The organism is Rhodococcus sp. 114MFTsu3.1 (assembly GCF_000383555.1).
GTDB classification, from domain to species: domain Bacteria; phylum Actinomycetota; class Actinomycetes; order Mycobacteriales; family Mycobacteriaceae; genus Rhodococcoides; species Rhodococcoides fascians_E.
On record NZ_KB911559.1, the window covers coordinates 39,187 to 61,216 of the forward strand.

At 64.2% G+C, this 22,030-nt stretch carries 18 protein-coding genes; 13 read left to right on the plus strand and 5 right to left on the minus strand.

Translation table 11 applies throughout. The features are described from left to right. Positions 1 to 17 precede the first annotated feature (17 nt). From aztB to H292_RS0123210, 5 genes are all read left to right on the plus strand, one after another. Positions 18 to 887, plus strand: a complete 870-nt coding sequence (gene aztB / locus H292_RS0123190; protein ID WP_020112979.1) for a zinc ABC transporter permease AztB — start codon at positions 18 to 20, stop codon at positions 885 to 887. 135 nt (positions 888 to 1,022) lie between these two features. Beyond that, entirely contained in the window at positions 1,023 to 2,243 is a 1,221-nt protein-coding gene (locus H292_RS0123195; RefSeq protein ID WP_231383912.1) for a hypothetical protein, read from the plus strand. Continuing rightward, positions 2,240 to 3,130 (plus strand): zinc ABC transporter substrate-binding protein AztC, encoded by an 891-nt coding sequence (gene aztC, locus H292_RS0123200; protein ID WP_020112981.1) that lies wholly within the window; start codon positions 2,240 to 2,242, stop codon positions 3,128 to 3,130. Before H292_RS0123195 ends, aztC begins: the two co-directional genes overlap by 4 nt. A 120-nt stretch (positions 3,131 to 3,250) precedes the next feature. Further along, a complete protein-coding gene (aztD, locus tag H292_RS0123205; RefSeq protein WP_020112982.1) occupies positions 3,251 to 4,489 on the plus strand; it encodes a zinc metallochaperone AztD in 1,239 nt (412 codons plus the stop codon). A gap of 197 nt (positions 4,490 to 4,686) precedes the next feature. Continuing rightward, on the plus strand, positions 4,687 to 5,697 hold the full coding sequence (locus H292_RS0123210; protein WP_196248666.1) for an AurF N-oxygenase family protein: 1,011 nt from the start codon (positions 4,687 to 4,689) through the stop codon (positions 5,695 to 5,697). Positions 5,698 to 5,773: 76 nt separating this feature from the next. Here H292_RS0123210 and H292_RS0123215 read toward each other — a convergent pair whose 3' ends face one another. Beyond that, complete coding sequence (locus H292_RS0123215; RefSeq protein ID WP_020112984.1) at positions 5,774 to 6,517, minus strand: FadR/GntR family transcriptional regulator; 744 nt, start codon at positions 6,515 to 6,517, stop codon at positions 5,774 to 5,776. A 298-nt stretch (positions 6,518 to 6,815) separates the two neighbouring features. Between H292_RS0123215 and H292_RS0123220 the strand changes: the two genes are divergently transcribed. From H292_RS0123220 to H292_RS0123235, 4 genes are read left to right on the plus strand one after another with little or no spacing between them, the layout of a single operon-like run. Continuing rightward, positions 6,816 to 8,897, plus strand: coding sequence for a hydantoinase/oxoprolinase family protein (locus H292_RS0123220; RefSeq protein ID WP_020112985.1), 2,082 nt, complete (start codon positions 6,816 to 6,818; stop codon positions 8,895 to 8,897). Continuing rightward, the gene (locus tag H292_RS0123225; RefSeq protein WP_020112986.1) at positions 8,894 to 10,711 is read left to right on the plus strand and encodes a hydantoinase B/oxoprolinase family protein; all 1,818 of its coding nucleotides are present in this window, start codon (positions 8,894 to 8,896) and stop codon (positions 10,709 to 10,711) included. The genes H292_RS0123220 and H292_RS0123225 overlap by 4 nt, the downstream gene beginning before the upstream one ends. A gap of 17 nt (positions 10,712 to 10,728) precedes the next feature. Then, positions 10,729 to 11,895 carry an amidase gene (locus H292_RS0123230; protein WP_269210586.1) on the plus strand — a complete coding sequence of 389 codons (1,167 nt, stop codon included), beginning with the start codon at positions 10,729 to 10,731 and terminating at the stop codon, positions 11,893 to 11,895. A gap of 56 nt (positions 11,896 to 11,951) precedes the next feature. Next, complete coding sequence (locus tag H292_RS0123235; protein WP_020112988.1) at positions 11,952 to 13,001, plus strand: zinc-dependent alcohol dehydrogenase; 1,050 nt, start codon at positions 11,952 to 11,954, stop codon at positions 12,999 to 13,001. Positions 13,002 to 13,055: 54 nt separating this feature from the next. Here H292_RS0123235 and H292_RS0123240 read toward each other — a convergent pair whose 3' ends face one another. From H292_RS0123240 to H292_RS0123255, 4 genes are all read right to left on the minus strand, one after another. Next, positions 13,056 to 13,865: an ABC transporter ATP-binding protein gene (locus H292_RS0123240; RefSeq protein WP_020112989.1), complete on the minus strand. Its 810-nt coding sequence runs from the start codon at positions 13,863 to 13,865 to the stop codon at positions 13,056 to 13,058. Positions 13,866 to 13,874: 9 nt separating this feature from the next. Further along, positions 13,875 to 14,903, minus strand: a complete 1,029-nt coding sequence (locus H292_RS0123245) for an ABC transporter substrate-binding protein (RefSeq protein ID WP_020112990.1) — start codon at positions 14,901 to 14,903, stop codon at positions 13,875 to 13,877. 17 nt (positions 14,904 to 14,920) lie between these two features. Beyond that, positions 14,921 to 15,805, minus strand: coding sequence for an ABC transporter permease (locus tag H292_RS0123250; protein ID WP_019666718.1), 885 nt, complete (start codon positions 15,803 to 15,805; stop codon positions 14,921 to 14,923). A gap of 114 nt (positions 15,806 to 15,919) precedes the next feature. Further along, on the minus strand, positions 15,920 to 16,945 hold the full coding sequence (locus tag H292_RS0123255; protein ID WP_020112991.1) for a LacI family DNA-binding transcriptional regulator: 1,026 nt from the start codon (positions 16,943 to 16,945) through the stop codon (positions 15,920 to 15,922). Between the two features lie 205 nt (positions 16,946 to 17,150). Between H292_RS0123255 and H292_RS0123260 the strand changes: the two genes are divergently transcribed. The 4 genes from H292_RS0123260 to H292_RS0123275 all read left to right on the plus strand — a co-directional run bounded on the left by H292_RS0123260 (position 17,151) and on the right by H292_RS0123275 (position 22,011). Beyond that, positions 17,151 to 18,308, plus strand: a complete 1,158-nt coding sequence (locus H292_RS0123260; protein WP_019666716.1) for a Gfo/Idh/MocA family protein — start codon at positions 17,151 to 17,153, stop codon at positions 18,306 to 18,308. Beyond that, positions 18,305 to 19,486 (plus strand): dihydrodipicolinate synthase family protein, encoded by a 1,182-nt coding sequence (locus tag H292_RS0123265; protein WP_020112992.1) that lies wholly within the window; start codon positions 18,305 to 18,307, stop codon positions 19,484 to 19,486. The genes H292_RS0123260 and H292_RS0123265 overlap by 4 nt, the downstream gene beginning before the upstream one ends. Beyond that, positions 19,483 to 20,334, plus strand: a complete 852-nt coding sequence (locus tag H292_RS0123270) for a sugar phosphate isomerase/epimerase family protein (protein WP_020112993.1) — start codon at positions 19,483 to 19,485, stop codon at positions 20,332 to 20,334. Before H292_RS0123265 ends, H292_RS0123270 begins: the two co-directional genes overlap by 4 nt. Before the next feature lie 78 nt (positions 20,335 to 20,412). Beyond that, entirely contained in the window at positions 20,413 to 22,011 is a 1,599-nt protein-coding gene (locus H292_RS0123275) for an ABC-F family ATP-binding cassette domain-containing protein (protein WP_027499028.1), read from the plus strand. Positions 22,012 to 22,030 lie beyond the last annotated feature (19 nt).

A 22,030-nucleotide genomic window follows, 5' to 3' on the forward strand; every position in this document is an offset into this window, starting at 1 on the left:
GCATAGGGTTCCAGGCCGTGGACTGGCTACTCGACCCCTTCGCTGTCTCGTTCGTACAGCGCGCCCTCTGGGCAGGCATGCTCGTATCGATACTGTGCGCGCTCGTCGGAACATGGGTCGTGTTGCGCGGCATGGCATTCCTGAGCGATGCCGTGTCGCACGGAATGCTGCCCGGCGTCGCGATCGCGTACCTCCTCAGCGCGAACCTGCTCATCGGAGCGGCAGTGAGTGCCGTCGTCATGATCGGCGGCGTCGCCTGGGTCTCCCGCAACTCCCGACTGTCCGAGGACACCGGAATCGGACTGCTCTTCGTCGGCATGCTCGCACTCGGCGTGGTGATCGTCTCCCGCGCGAGATCCTTCGCCGTCGACCTGACATCCTTCCTCTTCGGCGACGTCCTCTCCGCCACCTACGCGGACCTGGTGTTCCTCGTCATCGCAGCCGCCGTCGCACTCGTCGTCTCCGTCGTCGCCTACCGCCCCTTCGTCGCCATGGTCTTCGACGAACGCAAAGCCCACACCTTCGGATTTCGGCCCCGCCTCGCACACGTCGTACTCCTGGCCCTGGTCGTCCTGGCCGTCGTCGCATCCTTCCGAATCGTCGGAACACTCCTCGTCTTCGGCCTACTCGTCGCACCCTCCGCCACGGCCTACCTCTTCGGGCGATCCATCGTGCAGTCGATGATCATCGCCACCCTCCTCGGCTGGTCCGCCACCATCACCGGGCTCCTCGTCTCCTGGCACGCCAACACCGCCGCCGGCGCCACCATCGCCGGCCTGGCCGTACTCCAATTCTTCCTCGTCGCCATGGGCAAATCCGCACTCTCGCGCACCCGTCCCTCGGAAATCCCGAACGTGTCCGAGGGCGCACTTTCGCGGACCGAATGAACCGTTCGGTCACTCAGAGTGACTGAACGCCACGTTCGGTCCGAGCGGGGGTGCCAAACGGGGCGCTATGGGCTCGGCTTGGGGAATGGTTTAACATAAACGACAATCGTTATCATTTCTGCTCCGAGGAGTTCTGTGTTCGCCCGTAAAACCGTTCTGACCATTGGCATTGTTGCCCTGACTGCTGCGGGGTGCGGTAGCAGCGATGATGCTGCACCTGTTGTGGAGGAAACCGGCACTGCTCGGGCGGGTAGTGACCTGGCTGCGGAGGCTGGGTCGACCGAGGTCGAGGGTCCGGAGCCTCGGCTCGTTGTCGCCGACGCCGACTCCGGGCGCATCGAGGTTGTCGATCTCGCCACCGAGGAGTCCGTTCACACGTTCGATGTCGGAAACGCGTCGAGCATCACGACCATCAACGGTCGCTATGCCGTCGCGACCGATGACGAGCATGCGCATCTGCTCGATCCTGGCTCGTGGACGATCGACCACGGCGACCACACGCATTCGTACGTCAAGGATCCCGTCGACATCGGCTCGCTCGACGGCGCCGAGCCCGCGCATGTCATCGCCGGCGACCGGAAGGTGTCGGTGTTCTTCGACGGCGCCGGGCGTGCGGATGTCGTCGACTTCGATTCGTTGAGCAAGGCCGAGTCGACGGTTGCGACGACGATCGAGTCCAACGCTCATCACGGCATCGCGGTTCCGCTGTCCGATCACTTCGTGGTCTCCACCGGTGGGACGGAGGAGGACCTGCCGACGGGTCTCGAATTGCGTGACAGCTCGGGTGACGTCGTTCGTCCGCTGGACGCGGCGTGCCCGGAGATGCACGGGGAAGCGGTGTTCTCCAACTACTTCGTCGTCGCCTGCGAGGACGGTGTGCTGAAGGTGGATGCATCGGCGGACTTCGCGACGACGAAGTTCCCGTACCCGTCGCCCGACGCTCGGGCATGGTCGTTCGCTCATGGTTCGCGGGGCGCCCTCGTTGCCGCACCGACGGAGACCGGGGTGCTCGTACTCGACACGAGGTCGGGGGAGTGGGTGCAGGCCAGGACCGCCGACGAGGCGCTGTCGGCGGGAGTGTCCAGCGACGGCAAGACCGTGTTCTCCGTGCAGGCGGACGGTACGTTCCGTGTGTTCGACGCGGTGACCGGCGCCGAAACGTCGTCGACGCCCGTGGTTCGACCGACGGCCGACGACGGCGACGCGCCCGAACTTCAGGTCGGCGGTACCCGCGCCTACGTGTCCGATCCCGTGGCCAGGACAGTCACCGAGATCGACTACCGCGACGGCGGTCGCGTCGCGCGAACCTTCGACTTCGACTTCGCGCCCGCATCGATCGGTGTGATAGGCGCATGAAAAAGCTTCTGCTGGCGGTCCTCCCGGCCGCGCTGATTCTGGCGGGCTGCTCGGGTGCGGACTCGTCGGGCACACCGACGATCGTGGTGACCACCAACATTCTGGGCGACATCACCTCCAGCATCGTCGGAGACCAGGCCGACGTGCTGGTGCTCATGCCGCCCAACTCGGATCCGCATTCGTTCGAGATCTCCGCAGCGGAGGCTGCGCGGGTGGAATCGGCGGATCTGTTGATCGCCAACGGGCTCGGGCTGGAGGAAGGCGTCGCCAAGACGATCGACGCAGCGCGGGCGAACGGCACCGACATTCTCGAGGTCGGCCCCGGCGTCGACCCCATCGACTACGTCTCCGGGCAGTCGTCGGGCGCCGCGGATCCCCACATCTGGACGGATCCGGAGCGTATGCGCACGGCTGTCGGGCTGATCAAGGATGCGGTGACCGAGTCGCTGGACGGTGTGGACGTCGAGGCTGCCGCACAGGACTACGACGCCCAGCTCGTCGAGTTGGACGGGCGCATGCAGGAGCGGTTCGCGCCGATCGTCAATCGTAAGTTGGTGACGAACCACCACGTGTTCGGTTACCTCGCAGACCGTTACGACTTCGAGGTCATCGGTGCAGTCATCCCGAGTGGCACGACGCTGGCATCTCCGAGTGCGTCCGACCTGTCGGATCTCGCGGGCACCGTGCGCGACGCGGGCGTGCCCACCATCTTCGTCGACTCGTCCCAGCCCGACAGGCTGGCGCAGGTCATGGCGTCGGAAGCAGGAGTCGACGTCGACGTCGTGAAGCTGTTCACCGAGTCGCTGGGGGACGAGAATTCGGATGCACCGACGTATCTCGACATGATGGACTTCAACTCCACCGCCATCGCTGCGGGACTGCGCTGACCCACACCTGCGTGTGCGTGCCACGGTGCGCGCACGCAGGTGAAAGTGCTTGTCACACATGCATTTGTGCGCACTATAGGCTTTGACAATCATTTGCATGTACCTGTACTTCTTTGGAACATGATGAACAACCGCACCACTCGATCGCTCGGCGCCGTCGTTGCGCTGGGCACCTCGGTTGCCTTGTTGGCAGCCTGCTCCTCTTCTTCCGATTCGACCGACAGTGCAACCAGCGGAAGCTCGGCCGCAGCTGCACCCGTGTCCAATTCCGCTGCGACGCCGCGCTTGACGGTCAGCTACGACGGCGGCGTCCTGGTCCTCGACGCTGCCACGCTCGAGACCGTCGACGACGTCACCGGTATCGACGGCTTCACGCGGCTCAACCCCGCCGGCGACGGCCGTCACGTCTTCGTCAGTGGCTCAGGTGCTTTCACTGCGCTCGATGCCGGTACCTGGACCTCGGGTTCGGAACACTTCACGTCGACGCCGGCGCTCACCGACGTCAAGTTCGACGCCACCACACCGGGGCATGTCGTCCGGCACGACGGCAAGACCGTTCTGTTCGACGACGGTACCGGCAAGGTCGAGATCTTCGAATCCGCTGCGCTGCTCGAGGGTGAGAAGCCCGAGACCGACACCTACACCACACCCGAGGCGCATCACGGTGTCGCGGTGGAACTCTCGGATGGTGCACTGCTCACCACCCTCGGAAACGAGGACGAGCGCACCGGCATCGTCGTCCTGGACGCCGACCGCAAGGAAGTCGTCCGCAACGAAGAGTGCCCGGGTGTGCACGGTGAGGCTGTTGCAGCCGACGAGACCGTCGTGGTCGGCTGCCAGGACGGGCTGCTCATCTACCGTGACGGTGCGATCACCAAGGTCCAGAGCCCGGATGCATACGGCCGCATCGGCAACCAGGCCGGCGACGAGGACTCGCCGGTTCTGCTCGGCGACTACAAGGTCGATCCCGACGCTGAGCTCGAGCGTCCGACTCGTGTTTCGCTGACCGACACCGTGAGTGGTGAACTCACGCTCGTCGATCTCGGAACCAGCTACACCTTCCGCTCGCTCGGACGCGGACCGGCAGGCGAAGCAATCGTACTCGGCACCGACGGTGCGCTCCACGTCATCGATGTGAACAGCAAGTCCGTCACGCAGACCATCCCCGTCGTCGACGCGTGGGAAGAGCCGGTCAAGTGGCAGGAGCCGCGCCCGGCGTTGTTCGTCCACGAGGGAACCGCCTTCGTCTCGGACCCGGCGAAGAACTCGGTCCACGCCGTGGACCTGTCCACGGGTGAGGTCACCCAGACGGGCGAGCTCGCCCACACACCCAACGAGCTGACGGGTGTGACCGGCTAGATCCTTGCAGGCGCAACATCGGACGAACCATGCCCGGTGTCGGTGATAAATCACCGACACCGGGCTTGTTCGTTGTCGAAGGACCCTTCCCATCCGGACGAAGTGTGTGTAACTTTGGTTACCAGCAAGCATGATTGTTTCCGAGTGGATGGGCTGCCACCAGGCGTATCGCCGGTGACGGACGGGAAGAGGATCGCATGGTTACAGTTACCGGCAAGAGCACGTCACGTGCAGGCGGGTCTACCAGGCTTCCGGTCGAGACGTACCGCGAGATGCTCGATGTCCTGTCCGAAGGTTCGGTGCGCCGGAACTTCGACCCCTACCGAGACATCGACTGGGACAGCGAAGAGTTCCAGATGTTCTCGCACGATCCGCGGTGGATACTGCCGAACTACCATCCGCTCGGCGGGACTGCGTGGTATCAGCAACTGCCGCGCGGACGGCAGATCGAGGTCGGACACCACATCCAGATCAACTCGGTCAAGGTCGGCGCCGCGTTCGAGAGCATCCTCATCCGCGGAATGATGCAGTTCATCATGAAGATGCCGAACAACTCGCTCGAGTTTCGGTACTGCCTCCACGAGATCACCGAGGAGTGCAACCACATTCAGATGTTCCAGGAGTTGGTCAACCGATCCGGGGCCGACGTGCCGGGAATGCGCACCGACTTCCGCCTCGCTTCACCGACGATGGGCATGTTGGGCGCGGCGTTTCCCGTCGTGTTCTTCATCGGAATCCTCGCGGGCGAAGAGCCGATCGACCACTGGCAGAAGGAAGTCATCCGGCAGGGCAAGGATGTTCCCCCGGCGATGTTGCGCACCATGGAGATTCACATCGCTGAGGAAGCGCGCCACATCTCGTTCGCGCACCACTTCCTCCGTCAGCACTACCCGAATCTCGGCAGAATCAACAAGTGGCTCGTCTCGGTGTCGACGCCGATCATCATGCGCTGGCTCGCCGGCGTGATCATGGCGCCGCCGCGCAGACTGGCCGCAGACCTGGACATTCCACGTTCGGTCGTCAAAGAGGCGTACTGGGGTGGCCCGGTGGGCAGCAACCAACTGCAGTCCTACTTCGGCGACGTCCGAATGCTGGTCGACGAGATCGGCATGACCAACCGCACGGCCAAGTACCTGTGGAAGAAGCTCCGCATCGACGGCTCGGTCTCCCGATTCCGCGGCGAGCCGGACCGTTCCGCACTCGACTGAGCCACCGCGTATCGCGACGAAATATCAGAGTTTTGCTCGAGCTCGCCACACGCCCACTCGCGCAATCAGCAGATGATTACCGCAGAGTGTCCATCTGGCGGTAGGAATCCCCCAGGTGGTCGAGGTGCTTTCGCATCAGGTCCATCGCGCCCATGGAATCGCCGTCGGCGACGACGTCGAGAATCGCGCGATGGTCGTGGTCGACGCACGTCCAGAAGCCGTCCGGGGCGTGGTCGCGGCCGAATCTGCCCGACAACACCCGGAAGACGGGTGCAGTGATCAACTCGAGCAGCGGGTTCTGGGCCGCGCGGAGCAGGACCAGGTGGAACTCCTGATTCTTGGTGAACGTTTCCGGACCCTGGGCGTCGGTGGGGTCGAAGATCGTCTGGCGTAGCTGCGCGATGTGCTCGTCGGTGCGACGGAACGCGGCGATTCCCGCGGCCGGCACCTCCATAAGGTTGCGCACCTCCATGAGCTGATCCACGGTCACGGTCTCCGCGGCTGCCATCAAGGCGACGCCCGTTTCCAGGTGGGCACTGATGTGCCCGACGGTGGGGGCCGAGACGAAGCTGCCGCCGGTGACTCCGCGCGTCGTCTGAATGAGATTCTGGCTGGCCAAAGACCTGAGTGCTTCGCGAATGGTGCTCCTGCCGACCCCGAACTCTGCGGTCAGCTCGGCATCCCCGGGCAGCCGTTGACCTGGTTGAAGTTCTCCCGACAGGATGCGCTCACGCAAATGCGTGGCCAGGACTGCATACGCAGGTCCGCTTTTCGGCACCGTATCGGTCACGTCGAGGTCCTCACTGTCCGTTCGTCGCATAGTTCGGTCACACAGTCCGGTAGCAGAGTCCGGTTGCCGATGAGCCTAACCTCTGGAACGCGGACCGCTGGTCGAATCATCGGTTCTTTTGCAGTGACATGCCCTAGCCGAACCAGTGGAGGACGCTCGCCAGGGTCTCTGTAAAGCAGAAACATCAGAGGTATTGCGTTCGCCGGGATCGGCGGGCACTATGACTCGTGTCACCTTGCATCAGTGATCCACGACACTCGCAAGGCCGAAAGAGCCTACTCAGCACCTCTCCGCTCCACCGTGGGCGCCGGCAGAAACGGAAGCTTTGATGAAACGAATTGGAGTCGATGTCGGAGGAACGTTCACCGACCTCGTGCTGTGGGACGACGACGGCACCGTCGTGGTGCACAAGACGCCGTCGACCAATCACGATCCCTCCATCGGCACCATGAACGGCATCGCCGTTCTCGCCGAACGAGCGGGGATCGATCCGTCGGAGATCGACATGTTCTTCCACGGTACGACGGTGGCCACGAACATCGTGCTCGAGCACAACGGATGCGACGTCGGCATGATCACCACCGAAGGTTTCCGCGACCTTCTTCACATCGCCCGCAAGAAGCGCCCATTCAATTACTCGAACTACCAGGACCTTCCGTGGCAGAAGTGGCAATTGGTGCCACGCCGTAACCGACGCGTCGTGCCGGAACGCATCGATGCCGCGGGCACCGTCCTGACTCCGCTCGACGAGGACGCCGTACGCGAGCAGGTGCGCCTGCTGAAGCAGCGCGGAGTGCAGGCGATCGCTGTCGCGTTCCTGCACTCCTACCGCAACCCGACGCACGAGCAACGTGTCAAGGCGATCATCGCCGAGGAATTCCCCGATGTGTTCGTCTCCCTTTCCAGCGAGGTCGCACCGCAATACCGTGAGTACGAACGCTTTTCGACGGCTGCGCTGAACGCATTCATCGGCCCGAAGACCTCCAAGTACATCGCGAACCTGGCAGACAAGGCGCGGGATGCCCAGGTCGGCGAGGACGTTCACCTGATGACCTCGGCGGGCGGCCTCGTGACATCGCGCAGCGCAAGCGAGATCCCGGTGTCGCTGCTGACAAGTGGTGTCATCGCCGGTCTGCTCGGCGGATGCGCAATCGGCAAGGCGTCGGGATATCCGAGCGTCATCACCCTCGACGTCGGTGGCACCTCCGCCGACGTCGGCGTGGCACCCGACGGCGCACTGCGCATGAAACACCTGCTCGACACCCGCATCGGTGACTACCACGCCATGGTGCCGATGGCCGAGGTCGACACCATCGGTGCCGGTGGTGGATCCATCGCTGTCGTCGACGACGGTGGCATGTTCCGCGTCGGGCCGCGCAGTGCGGGAGCAGTGCCGGGTCCTGCCTGTTACGACCGCGGCGGCACCGAACCCACCTCGACCGACGCCATGGTCTCGATGGGCTGGCTGCGGGAGAACAGTTTCCTGTCCGGCACCATGGAAGTGAAGCCCGAACTCGCCCGTGAGGCCATTCAGTCCCACATCGCGGACAAGCTCGGCACCCCGCTCGACGAAGCGGCAATGGGCATCTTCAAGATTCTGGCGCACTCGATGACCGAGGCCATCAGCCTGCACTCCGTGCGCAAAGGGTATGACCCACGAGACTTCTCGCTGATCGCCGAGGGCGGCGCCGGGCCTCTGTTCGCATGGCAGATCGCCGACCAACTCGGTATCCCTCGCGTGATCGTGCCGGGCCACCCCGGCATCACCTCGGCCGTCGGGCTCCTGACCACCGACATCCGTTACGAGGTGCCCACGACGGTGTGGACGTCGTCGGCCGACCCGGACATCGAACTGGTCGCGTCGCAGATGGAACGGTTGTCCCAACAGGCGATCGCGCAGCTCGAAGCCGACGGCGTTGCCGCCGAGAACATCTCGCTCGAACGTAGCGTCGACTGTCGGTACGTCGGCCAGGGTTACGAACTTCGCGTCCAGGCACCCGACGGCGCCATCGACGACGTGTGGATCAAGACCACCGCCGAGGCGTTCCACGAAGCCCACGGCCGAACCTACTCACAACGCTTCGACGACAAGCCTGTGCAACTCATCAACATCAGGGTCACCGGCGTCGGCGCGGTTCCTCACGTCCGCATCGCCGACATCGAGAAAGGCGGCGCCGACGCGTCGGCCGCGATCAAGACCACGACGCAGGCTCTCTTCTGGGCCGACGAAGCGGCCAAACCCGAATGGGTGGAGACGCCGGTCTACGAGCGATCGCTGCTGCTCGCCGGCAACACGTTCGACGGGCCCGCCATCGTCGAACAGTTCGACTCGACCACCATCGTCGGTATGAATCAGCGCGCAGAAGTCGACGCCGTCGGCCACATCATCATCGAGAGGAAATCCGCATGAGCAAGGCGCTGATGCCCAAGACCGGAGTGTCACTCGCCGGTGAGGCAACACGAACGTGGAACGACGTCGAGGTCGACCCGATCACGTTGCGTGTCATCGGTGGTGCACTGCAGTCCATGGCCAAGGAAATGGCGCAGGTCCTCTACCGAATGGCCTATTCGAGCCTCATCCGCGAGTCCGAGGACCTCGGCGCGGGCATCTTCGACGTCAACGGACGAGAGCTCTGCGAATCGGATTCCACACCCATGCACTGCGGTTCGATTCCCGCCTACATCCGCGGAGTCAACCGTCGGCTCGCGGGAACGTACAAGCCGGGCGATGTCATCCTGCACAATCATCCCTACCACGGGGCGGCGCACTCGCCGGACTACGGCGTGATCATCCCCATCTTCTGGCAGGGCGAACACATCGGCTTCGCTGGCTGTACAGGTCACGTATCGGATGTCGGGGGAAACTTCCCGGGACTGTGCATGGATGTCGTCGACGTCTGGGCCGAAGGCAAACTCATGGACTCCATGAAGATCTACGAGGCCGGAGTTCGCAACGACTACCTGATCCAGCACATCCTCGACAACGTGCGCACGCCGGAGCAGAACCGCGGCGACCTCGAAGCCCTCATCGCCTGTTCGCGGATCGGGGAGAAGCGATTCACCGAGCTACTGGAGAAGTACGGCCTCGACACCGTCATGTGTGCCGGTGAGCGGTGGATGGACTACTCGGAGAGGATGCTGCGCAACAAGATTCGGGAGATACCCGACGGCAGCTACTCCGCGCCCATCGGCTACCTCGACGACGACGGCAAGAATCGCGGTGAACCGCTTGCGGTGGCCGTGCGAGTCCAGGTCGACGGCGAGGACATCCTCATCGATCTCACCGGGTCCAACAGTCAGGTGCCGACGGCGTTCAACGTTCCATTCGAGGGTTCCGTTCTGCCGGTTGCGGTCTCGGCCATCCGCACGATTCTGCTCGACGAGGACGTCACCGAGGAATTCGTGCCGCAGAACGACGGGTGCTTCCGGCCCGTCAAGGCATACGCACCCGAGGGAACCATCTTCAACCCGGACTTCCCAGCGTCGTGCTTCGCTCGTTTCTCCCAGGTCAATCGAGTGTTCGACTCGATCAACCTGGCGCTTGCACCAGTACTTCCCGATCACGCCGTCGCCGGTTCGTCCGCCGCGCTGTGCGCGATCGCGTACTCCGGGATCGCGCCGGACGGCGAATCCTATTGGGTCTACATCGAAATCAACGAGGGATCCTACGGCGGCCGGAACGGCAAGGACGGGATGGATGCCGTCGACGCGTTGATGGCCAACACCCGAAACAATCCGATCGAGGAACTCGAGCTCAATCACGCGATGCGGGCTCTGCGATACGAACTGCGTGACGAGGCCCCCGCTCCCGGGCAGTGGCGCGGCGGCATCGGCAGCGTACGCAAGTGGCTCATGGAGACCGACACGTTCCTCGGCTCGGAAGCAGACAATCGCTCCGACGCCCCGGCCGGCGCGCTGGGCGGGCACAACGGTGTGTCCGGATCCTTCACCCGCAACGCCGGGACCGATCGCGAGGAAGTGCTGTACTCCAAGGTCACTCAGGAAACCATCCGGGCCGGCGACACCCTGGAGATCAAACTTCCGTCGGGCGGCGGTTTCGGAAATCCCTTCGAGCGTGACCCGTTCCAGGTGCTCAGCGACGTGTGGGACGAGTACCTGACCGAGGAAGACGCGCGACGTGACTACGGTGTGGTCGTGAACACCGAGGACTGGACCGTCGACGAGGAAGCAACTGCGGGCCTGCGCGCCGGGAGCGTGGCCTGACCGATCTCGGCGCGGTCATCACCTGGTGTGACCGCGCCGGGTCAGGCACCGGCCCCGTGGCCGGGATGAGAATCGGCGTCAAGGACAACATCGACGTCGACGGTGTGGCCACCACGTGTGCATCGAGATTCTTCGACGGGCACGTGGCGAATCGCGACGCGGAGGTCGTCACTCGACTGCTCGACGCGGGCGCTCGGATCACTGCGAAGCTGAACATGGCCGAGTTCGCGGTCGGCGTCACTTCGCAGAACACCGCGGCCGCCGTCCCTCGAAATCCGTGGGACACGAGCCGGGTACCCGGTGGCTCCAGCGGGGGATCGGGATCCGCGGTATCCGCGGGACTCGTCGACGCATCACTGGGAACCGACACCGGAGGTTCGGTCCGGCTGCCGGCGTCGGCGTGCGGTGTCGTCGGACTCCGGCCGACCTGGGGAGCGATCAGCAACGACGGTGTGTTCCCGGTCAGCGAGGAGTTCGACACAGTCGGGCCGATGGCACGGACGGTCGACGGTGTTGCCCGACTGTTCACCGTCCTTGCCGACCACCCGGGATCGGCTGCACCGACAACCCGGCGGATAGGTGTTCCCACTACGTTCTTCACCGACGACGTCGACAACGGTGTCGCCGACGCCGTCCACGTTGCAACCCGAGTACTGGAAACCCTCGGCTACGACATCGTGCCGATCGAGATCCCGGGCGTCGCCGACGCTCAGGACATCGTCTACACCATCGTCTACTCGGACCTGGCGCACCGGCACCGAATCCGCGTGGACCGACAACCGGAACTGTTCCAGCCCGCAACTCTCGAAAGAATCTCCCTCGGGCTGAGCATCTCCGATGCCCAACGGGCGGCAGCCGTCCGCGGTCGAACGGAGTATCGCACCGGACTGAAGAAGGTGTTCACGGACGTGGACGTGGTGCTCACCCCCACGATGCCGGTGGACGTTCCCCGCATCGACGGGGGAGACGACGTCGTCGCCCAGTCTCGCCGGATGGGTCAGTTCAGTTACCCCTGGTCACTGCACGACGGTCCCACTCTTGCTGTTCCCGTCGGATTCCACTCCGGCTCGGGTATGCCGGTGGGAATGCAACTCACCGCCGCCGCCCACCACGAACAGCAGCTGTTCGACATGGGTTCGCGCTATCAGGCGGCGACGGACTGGCACACCCACTCACCTGGGTGAGCTGGAGCGTATGGTTGTAGATACTTTATGAAGTATCTACAAAGGAAGTAACCATCATGTCCGTGTTGGAAGCCCAGCGTTACGTCCATGTCGTTGCTCCGCACCAAGCGGAGACCGTGGACGAGGCACGCGCACCCGAGCCGGCGGACGACGGCGTGGTCGTGGACATCAGGTACTGCGGGATCTGCGCGACCGACACCCACGGGTACTCGTCGGCTGCCCTGCCCCCGGCTGTGTTCGGCCACGAGTGGACCGGAACGGTCTCCGCGATCGGCAAGGACGTCACGACCGTTGCTGTCGGGCAGCGGGTCGTCGGCGGAGTGGGCCCAGCATGCGGGCGGTGCCCTCAGTGCACGGCAGGACACGCAGCGCACTGTGATTTGGCGTTCGCCGAGGCCAACGGAATCACCGACGACGCACCGGTGCACGGCGGATTCGGCACCACGCTGACCGTCTCGGCCCGTCGCGTGGTCGCGGTGCCCGACGCGCTCACGGACGAGGAAGCCGCACTCGTGGAACCGGCGACCGTGACTTTCCATGCAGTGAAGCGGACCGCCATGACGCTCGGATCGACCGTGGTGGTGCAGGGAGCCGGGCCCATCGGCTTGCTCACGGCGCAGCACGCCCGCAACGCCGGTGCCGGCCGGGTGATCGTCTCCGAACCGTCACCGCATCGCCGCGAGCAGGCGACGCGGCTCGGGTTCACCGACGTGGTGGAACCGGCCGACCTCGATCGCGTGCTGCGCGGAGCAACCAACGGACTCGGTGCCGACGTTCTCTTCGAATGCACCGGAGTGGCAAGTCTTCTCCAGCCGTCGGCACAGTTGGTTCGTCGGGGTGGAGTGCTGTCGCTGCTGGGCTACCCGGGAACGGACTCGCAGGTGAGCTACGGCGACTGGCAGAGTCGCGAGCTCACGGTCATCGGATCGCTGGCGTACTCCCACGAGGACTTCGTCGGGTCGATGACCGCGATCGCCGAGAAGCGACTCGATGTCGCGTCTCTGCACACCGGCACGATCGGGCTCGGGGAGTTGACCGACATGTTCGTCGAGCTGGATTCGGGACAGAGCACCCACGCGAAGGTCTTGGTCGATCCTCGCCGCTAGCGCCTTGTGTGAGTGGAAATGTGTCCTCCAGGACACATTTCCACTCACCTAGGGTCAGTCGGCGTTCGTCGTCGCGCCCAGGAGGTCGCGAACCCGATTGGCGACGGTGATGAACTCCGGCTGTTCCATGGTGGAGCTGTAATCTCGCTCGACAGGGAGGTCGACGTCGAGGATTTCGACGATCCGGCCGGGTCGCGGGCTCATCACGACGACCCGATTGGCCAGGTACACGGCCTCGGCCACGGAGTGCGTCACCAGCATCACCGTCGTTCCGGTTTCGCGCCAGATGCGATGCAACTCGACGTTCATCTTCTCTCGGGTGAGAGCGTCGAGAGCGCCGAACGGTTCGTCCATCAGCAACACTTCGGGCTCGTGCAGCAGGGCGCGGCACAGCGAGACTCGTTGCTGCATACCGCCGGACAGTTCGTGGGGGAGTGCGTTCTCGAAACCACTGAGGCCGGTCATCTCGATCAGCTGGTCGGCTTTCGCGGCTGTCTGCTTGCGGTTCATGCCGCGCATCTCGCCCTGCAGCAGGATGTTCTTGCGGACGGTCCGCCATTCCAGAAGTGCGGCGCGCTGGAACACGTAACCGATGCCCCGCTGCGGCCCCTTCACCTGCTTGCCGCGCAGGCTCGCACTGCCGGAACTCGCATTGGTCAGTCCGGCAACAACTTTGAGCAGCGTCGATTTGCCGCATCCCGACGGTCCGGCGATGGAGACGAACTCTCCTTCTCCTACCGTGAGGTCGACATCGCTGAGCGCTGTCACGTCACCTCGTTTGGAGGAGAAGCGGACGCTCAGGTCGTCGACGGCCACTGCGGTGTCGGTCAGGACGGTTTTCGGTCGATCGAATGTGGCGGTCATGTCCTTACCTCACTGCTCGGTGGTCGTGGTGAAGGTGGAATCCCAGTACTTCGACGGCTCGTCGGCGCTCTCGAGGAGGCCGGCGTCGGAGAGAACGGTGATCGTGGACAGCCAGTCCTCTTCGGAGTTGACGCCCGGCGCGTTGCCTTCGGTGTTGGGGGTGGTGAGCAGCGGGATGGTTTCCTGCCACTGCTGCAGCAATACCGACTCGGGCGGGGTCTGCGGGTCCTTGCCGACCATGGAGGCCACTGCCGCCTCGGGGTTGGCGATGGCGGCTTCGAAGGACTCGGTGGTGGCGTCGACCATGGCCTGGACCAACTCAGGGGAGCGTTCGATGGTCGACTCGTTGGCGATGAGACCGTTGCTGAAGAAGTTCAGGCCCGCGTCGGAGTACTTCAGGTACCGCATCTCGCGGCCACTCTTGTTCGCGATGTTGGGGCCCTGATCGTGTGCGAAGCCGATCAAACCGTCCACCTGGCCGGACAACATGGCGGCAACCTTGCCTGCGGAGTCGAGGCTCTGCTGGGACACCGAACTCTCCTCGACGCCGACGGCATCGAGATAGATGGGGAACGTGGTCGTCGGCGCATCGCCCGCGGAGACTGCGATGGTCTTGCCGGCGAGGTCGGCCGTGGTCTGGATGGGGCCGTCGGCGTAGACCTGGACGGCCGAGGGGGTGGTCTGCAGGAAGACGCCCACGCTCTTGATCTGTACACCCTTGTCGATGTTGGACAGGACGGCCGCGGAGTCGGCCCAGCCGAAGTCGGTCTGGTTGGATCCCGCTGCCTGCGCGGTCTTGGTCGAGCCCTGGCCGGCGGTGATGGTCAGATCGATGCCGTGCTTGGCGAAGATCCCCTCCTGGACGCCGTAGTAGAACGGGGCGTGCTCGCCGTAGGGGTACCAGTTGAGCATCAGTGATGTCGCCGTGGTTTCACCGTCGGTGCCGGGAGCCTTCTCCTCGGCGCCGCCTCCGCTGCAACCGGCGAGTACGAGGGACGATGCGGCGGCCGCCGCGATGACGAGTTTTCCGAGTTTCATTCGATTTCTCCGATGTGTCAGACGGCGGACGCGGATGCAGTGGATCGACGCGACGCGTGCCAGGGGATGAGGAACTTCTCTGCGATCTCGATGATCATGAAGAGGATGATGCCGAGGGCGGACATGATGATCAGCGCCGCGAACAACATTGCGGTGTCGATGTTTCCGTTCGCCTGGAGGATGACGTAGCCGAGTCCTTCGTTGGCTCCGACGAATTCACCGACGACCGCTCCGGTGACGGCGAGTGTCGCGGCGATCTTCAGTCCGGACATCAACTGCGGCAACGACGCCGGGAACCGGACCTTGGCGAAGGTCTTCCATTTGCTGGCGCCCATCGTGGAGGTGAGTTCGAGGATCTCGGGGTCCACCGAACGCAGTCCGGCCATCCCGGCGATGACGATGGGGAAGAACGCCATCAACACGGCGACGAGGATCTTGGGGCTGGCTCCGAATCCGAGCCACACGACGAACAGTGGTGCGATGGCGATCTTGGGAATGACCTGAGCGAAGAGGATGAGTGGATACATCGTCTTCTCGATGCTCGACGAGTAGATCATCAGCACCGCAACAGCTTCGCCGACGAGCGCGGCGATCACGAATCCGGCGATGGTCTCGTACGTGGTGACCCAGGTGTGCCCGGCGAGGTACGAGGCGTTGTCCGCCATCGTCGACCAGGTGTCGCTGGGCGACGGGAGGATGTAGGGCGCGACGAGTTCCGACTCGGTCACCGCCCACCATGCTGCTACCAGTACGGCCACGAGCGCGAGCGGGCGCCACAGTCCGGACCACGTGTTTCGGAAGGAGGGCAGAATGTTCTTGAAGCTCCGTCGATGATCCGTCGGCGCAGGGTGTGTTGCCGACGGCTCAGCGGAACGGATCTCGACCGACGTTGTTACCGCCATGAGAAGTCCTCGAGCTAGTAGTGGGCGGGCTACGACGCTCCCGCTGGAATGCGCTTTCCGAAGCTGAAGCGAATGTAGTGTGACCGCGCCCACACTGTCAAGAGTTCTTAAAGTTCACCTGGTCAGAGCGCTGCTCGCACGCAACACGACGGTGCCGGGGGCGTACTCGTGCGTGTCCTGCTCCCCGTCGAGAGCGAGCTTCACCGCACGCTCACCGATCTCCACGAGTGACAGGGCGACGGTCGTCAGGCTCGGAAAGTGATCCCGCAGCGTCGGGATGTCGTCGAAACCCGCGATGCAGATATCGTCGGGCACGCGAAGGCCCTGGCTGCGCCACGCCGCAATGGCGCCGATCGCCATCACGTCCGTGACGGCAAAGACGCAGGGTGGCGCGGTCTCGGAGCCGGGATGCAGTTCCAGCGCCGCGGCGAGGCGTCGGGCAGCGCTGAATCCGCCGTCCCGTGAGAAGTCGCCCGCCACTTCGATTTCCGGGGCAAAGCCGTGCCTGGCCAGGGCGTCGACGAAACCGTTTCGCCGGTCCACCGACGTGCGGATGTTGCCGGGCCCGCCGATGATCGCGAACCGTCGGTGACCCTCGCCGATCAATGCCTCGGCGAGTGCCGCCGACGCCACGAAGTTCTCCGGTTCGACGGCCGCGCCGAACGGTAGAGGTTGCCCGATGACCACCACTTTTCCGTCGTTCTTCCGATACGCAGCGAACTCCTTCTCCAGATCTCGATCCAGGTCACCGCTCTGACGCGAGCCGGCCAGAATGATGGCGTCGGCGCGGTGCGAGATGAAGGTGCTGACCGACTGGCGTTCGATGTCGAAATCGCGCTCGGTGCTGGCCAGGAGGACCAGCTTGCCGGCTGCGCGCGCCTCGTTCTGCACTCCGCGCACGATCGAGGAGAAGTACGGATCCGCGACGTCGTGGACCACCAGCCCGATCAGGCCGGTGGAGGACCGCGCGAGCGCCTGGGCCTGGGCATTCGCCACATAGCCGAGGTCTGCCGCGGCTGCGCGAACCCGGTCTGCGACGCCTTCTCCCGGGATTCGCGAGGAACCGTTGAGGACTCTCGACGCAGTGGCCTGGGAAACCCCGGCCGCCGCGGCCACGTCCTGCAGTCTGACTGCCGCCATGATCGATTCTCCTCGAGTTGCCGCTTGACCAACCGACGTGGACAGCATAGCTTGGAAAGCGCATTCCGAAGCTGACTTGTTCGCTCGACGCGTGTGGAACTTTCCGCCACACCGTTTCTGGAACCCTTCCCGACGGCTCAGCCCGTCCCCAGCCCTGAACGTCCGTGAACACCTCGACGTCCCTCCTGAAGAACAGGCAACTGCTATGCCCAACCCCACTCGTACCCTGCGTATCGCCATGAACGGTGTCACCGGCCGCATGGGTTACCGTCAGCACCTCCTGCGTTCGATCCTCCCCATTCGCGAGGAAGGCGGCGTCCTTCTCGCCGACGGCTCACGCGTCCAGGTCGAGCCGATCCTCGTCGGTCGCAACGAAGCCAAGCTGCAGGAACTCGCCGCACTGCACGGCATCACGGAATACAGCACCGACGCCGCATCCGTCATCGACGACCAGAGCATCGACATCTACTTCGACGCCCAGGTGACCTCGCGACGGGCCGAAGCACTGGCGTCGGCGATGAAGGCGGGCAAGCACATCTTCACCGAGAAGCCGACCGCAGAGACCCTCACCGAAGCGATCGAACTGGCCCGCATCGCCGAGAACGCCTCCGTCACCGCAGGAGTCGTGCACGACAAGCTCTACCTGCCAGGGTTGGTGAAGCTCAAGAGACTGGTCGACGAGGGATTCTTCGGTCGAATTCTCTCGCTGCGAGGCGAATTCGGCTACTGGGTCTTCGAAGGCGACGGTCAGCCGGCGCAGCGTCCCAGCTGGAACTACCGCTCCGAGGACGGCGGCGGCATCATCATCGACATGTTCTGCCACTGGAACTACGTTCTCGAAGGCATCCTCGGCAAGGTCGAGACCGTCACCGCCAAAGCGTCGACCCACATCCCGACACGCTGGGACGAGCAGGGGCGCGAATACACGGCCACCGCCGACGATTCCGCCTACGGCATCTTCGAGCTCGAGAACGGCGTCGTCGCCCAGATCAATTCGTCGTGGGCGGTGCGGGTGTTCCGCGACGAACTCGTCGAATTCCAGGTCGACGGCACGCACGGATCCGCAGTCGCCGGGCTGCGCACATGCGTCGCCCAGCACCGATCCCACACACCGAAGCCCGTGTGGAACCCGGATCTCCCGGTGACGGAACCGTTCCGCGAGCAGTGGCTCGACGTACCCGCGAACGCGGAGCTCGACAACGGCTTCAAGCTGCAGTGGGAAGAATTCCTCCGTGACGTGATCGCCGAGCGACCACACCGGTACGGATTGCTCTCCGCCGCTCGGGGAGTGCAACTGGCCGAGCTCGGTCTCCGCAGCTCTGCCGAAGGCCGCCGACTCGACGTTCCGGAGATCACGCTGTGACCGCGGTCGATCAGCGTGTGGCGATAGCATTGCCGGGCAGAGGCATTCACACGCTGGGAGAGCCAGGGGAGTGGACACGGCCGACGAGCCCGATCACCTCGCGCATCGTCTACGCCGCCGCGCACGTCGTCCCGCGTGCGACCGGAGACAACACGCCCGGCGCACTCGCGGACATCGACTGGGACGCAACGCTTGCCTACCGTCGCGAACTCTGGTCCTACGGCCTCGGCGTCGCCGACGCCATGGACACAGCCCAGCGCGGGATGGGGTTGGACTGGGCCGCGACCGCGGAGCTGATCAGGCGTTCGGGTGCGGAAGCAGCACAGGTCGGGGGACTGCTGGCCTGTGGTGCCGGAACGGACCAACTGGACCTCGACGCCGTCCCGACGGGTCCAGCCGGGCTCGAGATAGTCCTGGGCGCCTACCGTGAGCAAATCGCCGTCGTCACCGAAGCAGGTGCCGACGTCATCGTCATGGCCTCGCGCGCTCTCGCCAAGGTCGCGGCGTCACCGGACGACTACCGCTACGTCTACTCGACGTTGCTTCGCGAAGTCGATCGGCCCGTCATCCTGCACTGGCTGGGCACCATGTTCGACCCGGCACTCGCCGGTTACTGGGGAAGCACCGACATCGACGAGGCCACCTCGGTGTTCCGCGGACTCGTCGACGAGCACGCGGACAAGGTCGACGGCGTCAAGGTCTCCCTGCTCGACGCACAGCACGAGATCGCCTTGCGCCGAGCACTACCGTCGGGCGTGCGGTTGTACACCGGAGACGACTTCAACTACCCGGAGTTGATCATCGGCGACGAGCACGGCCACTCCGACGCTTTGCTCGGCATCTTCGCCGGCATCTACCCCGCGGCGTCGACGGCCCTGCAGGAACTCGACCGCGGCAATACCGTACGTGCAGAGGAGATCCTGCGCTCGACGCAAGAGCTGGGACGCCACATCTTCTCCGCGCCCACCTATTACTACAAGACCGGTATCGCCTTCCTGTCCTGGCTGCGCGGAAAACAACCGGGGTTCTCGATGGTCGGGGGCTTGGCGTCGGGCCGAAGCGTCGAACATCTGACGCAGTTGTTCGTCCTGGCCGACAGAGCAGGTCTGCTCGACGATCCCTCGTTGGCCGTGCACCGAATGGAGCTGTTCCTGGAACTGAACGGAGTCACGTCGTGACGCTTGCCTGCTACGACCTCGACAACCCCTACGCTGCATTGTCGTTGAACACCAAGACGGTCAACAGGTGGACCTTGAAGGAAGCAGTCGACGGCGCCGCCCGCGCCGGGCTCGGCGCCGTCGGCCCATGGCGAGACCGCGTACACGAAGTCGGTGTGGCGCAGGCTGCAAAGCTGGTGTCCGACGCAGGCCTGCGCGTATCGAGCCTGTGCCGAGGCGGATTTCTGACCGCCCTCGACGACGACGGGCTCGACGACAACCGCCGTGCACTCGACGAGGCTGCAGAACTCGGAGCGCCGGAACTGGTCATGGTGATGGGAGGAATCCCGGACAAGGACCTGATCGGCGCCCGCGCCCGCGTCGAAGATCGCTTGGCCCAGTTGGTTCCCTACGCCCGCGAGCGGGGAGTACGAATCGCACTCGAACCGCTGCATCCGATGTACGTTGCCGACCGCGCCGTCATCTCCACTCTGGGACAGGCACTGTTTATGGCCGAACCCCACCCGGCCGAGACCGTCGGCGTCGTCGTCGACACCTTCCACATCTGGTGGGATCCAAACCTGGAAGAGCTGATCCGCACCGCGGGACGACGCGGCCGCATCAGCTCCTACCAGGTGTGCGACTGGCTGGTTCCGATGGAAGCCGACCCACTGCTCTCCCGCGGAATGATGGGGGACGGCGTCATCGACTTCACGACCATCGGCACCTGGGTACGCGAGGCAGGCTATCGCGGCGACGTCGAAGTCGAGATCTTCAACACCGCAGTCTGGGACACCGACTGCGACCTGGTCGTCGACACGATGAAACAGCGCTACCGCGACCTGGTGCTGCCGGCTCTCGTGGGATGAGCGTGGACGGGGATCGCCGCAACCTGGCCTACAGTTGTCGGCGGTACCCGGTCACATCCCTAGTAGGAGCTGTTTCGTTTGAGTTGGATCCGCATGAACGACGTCGCCAAGGGATACGACGGCAAGGTGATGCTTCGCGAGGTGTTCTTCAAGCTCGCCGACGGCGACAGGATCGGCCTGATCGGACGCAACGGCACCGGCAAGACGACCCTGCTGCAGCTGCTGTTGGGGCGTGAGCAGCCGGATTCCGGAATCGTCGACGTCACCGACGGTGCCCGCATCGGGTACTTCTCCCAGTTCTCGGAACTCGACGGTGAGCGCAGCATCCAAGCCGAGCTGGAGTCGCTCTTCACGGCAGTGCATGCGATCGAATCCGACCTCGCCGAGGTCGAGGCAGCGTTGGGTGGCGATCTGGACGAGAAGCAGATGTACAAGCTGGTCGATCGCCAGGCCGAGTTGCTCGAGGCGATGGACAGCAGCGGCGGCTGGACCTACCACCAACAGATCGACACCGTGCTGTCCATGCTCGGGTTCAACGCCGACCGTCGAGATCTTCCCGTCGGCAAGTTGTCCGGCGGCTGGAGAAACCGCGCCGCGCTCGCGAAGATTCTGCTCGAAGCGCCGGACGTACTGTTGCTCGACGAGCCCACCAACTTCCTCGACGTCGCAGGCATCGCGTGGCTCGAACGCTGGCTGCGAGACTTCCGCGGAGCCCTGCTCGTGGTGTCGCACGACCGGCACTTTCTCGAGCAGGTGGTCACCAGCATCGTCGAGATCGAGAATCATCACCTGCAGACGTACGACGGTTCGTACTCGGAATACGTTGTGCAGAAGCAGTTCCGGCTGAAGAACCTCGAACGAGAATTCAGTAGCGAACAGCAGTTGCTGGCGTACGAGCAGGAAGCCATCTCCGATAGAAAAGAAGCACTGAAGAACCCGAGCGGCGTCCTCAAGCGCAGGCTCGCGAACATCAAGAAGGCCAAGAATCCTCGACCCGTCGACACCGTGGTCACCGCCATCTACGGGGGCCTGCACGTCCACGACAACCTGGCGGAAATAACCGGGATCTCCAAAAGCCATGGTGATCAGGATCTTTTCTCCGACGTGTCCTTCGAGATTCACCGAGGAGACCGGATCGCGATCACCGGCCCCAACGGATGCGGAAAGACAACTCTCGTCGACATCCTCACCGGCGCACAGCAACCCGACGCCGGCAAGGTCAAGTGGAAGACCAAAGCGCCGTCGTTCATCTACTACAACAAGGTACTCGCGGACCTGGACCCCGACGACACCGTCACGCACGCAGTGAACGCCATGCCCGGCAGCCTGGCATTCACCGCCACGAAGAAGGAAGTCAATCGCTTCCTGACCTTGCTCCAATTCTCGGAACTCGATCTCAAGACGCGCATCGGCGTCCTGTCCGGCGGGCAGAAAGCACGTGTCGCTTTGGCGCAGTGCCTGTTGTTCGGAGCAGGCGTCATCGTCCTCGACGAGCCCACCAACCACCTGGACCTGGCCAGTACACAGGTGCTCGAACGCGCCCTCATCGCCTTCCCCGGCGCCGTGATCCTCGTCAGCCACGACCGGTTCTTCGTCGAAAAAGTGGCCGTGCGGCAACTGTCCTTCGACGGCCAGGGCGGCGTCGCCGAAACTGCCGGGGTGCAGATGCCGCTGTGACGTGGGACGGCAGCCAATA

Bases quoted from the DNA above. Each gene is read 5' to 3' on its own strand.
- aztC (WP_020112981.1), top strand. From the start codon at position 2,240: ATGAAAAAGCTTCTGCTGGCGGTCCTCCCGGCCGCGCTGATTCTGGCG.
- aztD (WP_020112982.1), top strand. From the start codon at position 3,251: ATGATGAACAACCGCACCACTCGATCGCTCGGCGCCGTCGTTGCGCTG.
- H292_RS0123210 (WP_196248666.1), top strand. From the start codon at position 4,687: ATGGTTACAGTTACCGGCAAGAGCACGTCACGTGCAGGCGGGTCTACC.
- H292_RS0123215 (WP_020112984.1), bottom strand. From the start codon at position 6,517: ATGCGACGAACGGACAGTGAGGACCTCGACGTGACCGATACGGTGCCG.
- H292_RS0123220 (WP_020112985.1), top strand. From the start codon at position 6,816: ATGAAACGAATTGGAGTCGATGTCGGAGGAACGTTCACCGACCTCGTG.
- H292_RS0123225 (WP_020112986.1), top strand. From the start codon at position 8,894: ATGAGCAAGGCGCTGATGCCCAAGACCGGAGTGTCACTCGCCGGTGAG.
- H292_RS0123235 (WP_020112988.1), top strand. From the start codon at position 11,952: ATGTCCGTGTTGGAAGCCCAGCGTTACGTCCATGTCGTTGCTCCGCAC.
- H292_RS0123240 (WP_020112989.1), bottom strand. From the start codon at position 13,865: ATGACCGCCACATTCGATCGACCGAAAACCGTCCTGACCGACACCGCA.
- H292_RS0123245 (WP_020112990.1), bottom strand. From the start codon at position 14,903: ATGAAACTCGGAAAACTCGTCATCGCGGCGGCCGCCGCATCGTCCCTC.
- H292_RS0123250 (WP_019666718.1), bottom strand. From the start codon at position 15,805: ATGGCGGTAACAACGTCGGTCGAGATCCGTTCCGCTGAGCCGTCGGCA.
- H292_RS0123255 (WP_020112991.1), bottom strand. From the start codon at position 16,945: ATGGCGGCAGTCAGACTGCAGGACGTGGCCGCGGCGGCCGGGGTTTCC.
- H292_RS0123260 (WP_019666716.1), top strand. From the start codon at position 17,151: ATGCCCAACCCCACTCGTACCCTGCGTATCGCCATGAACGGTGTCACC.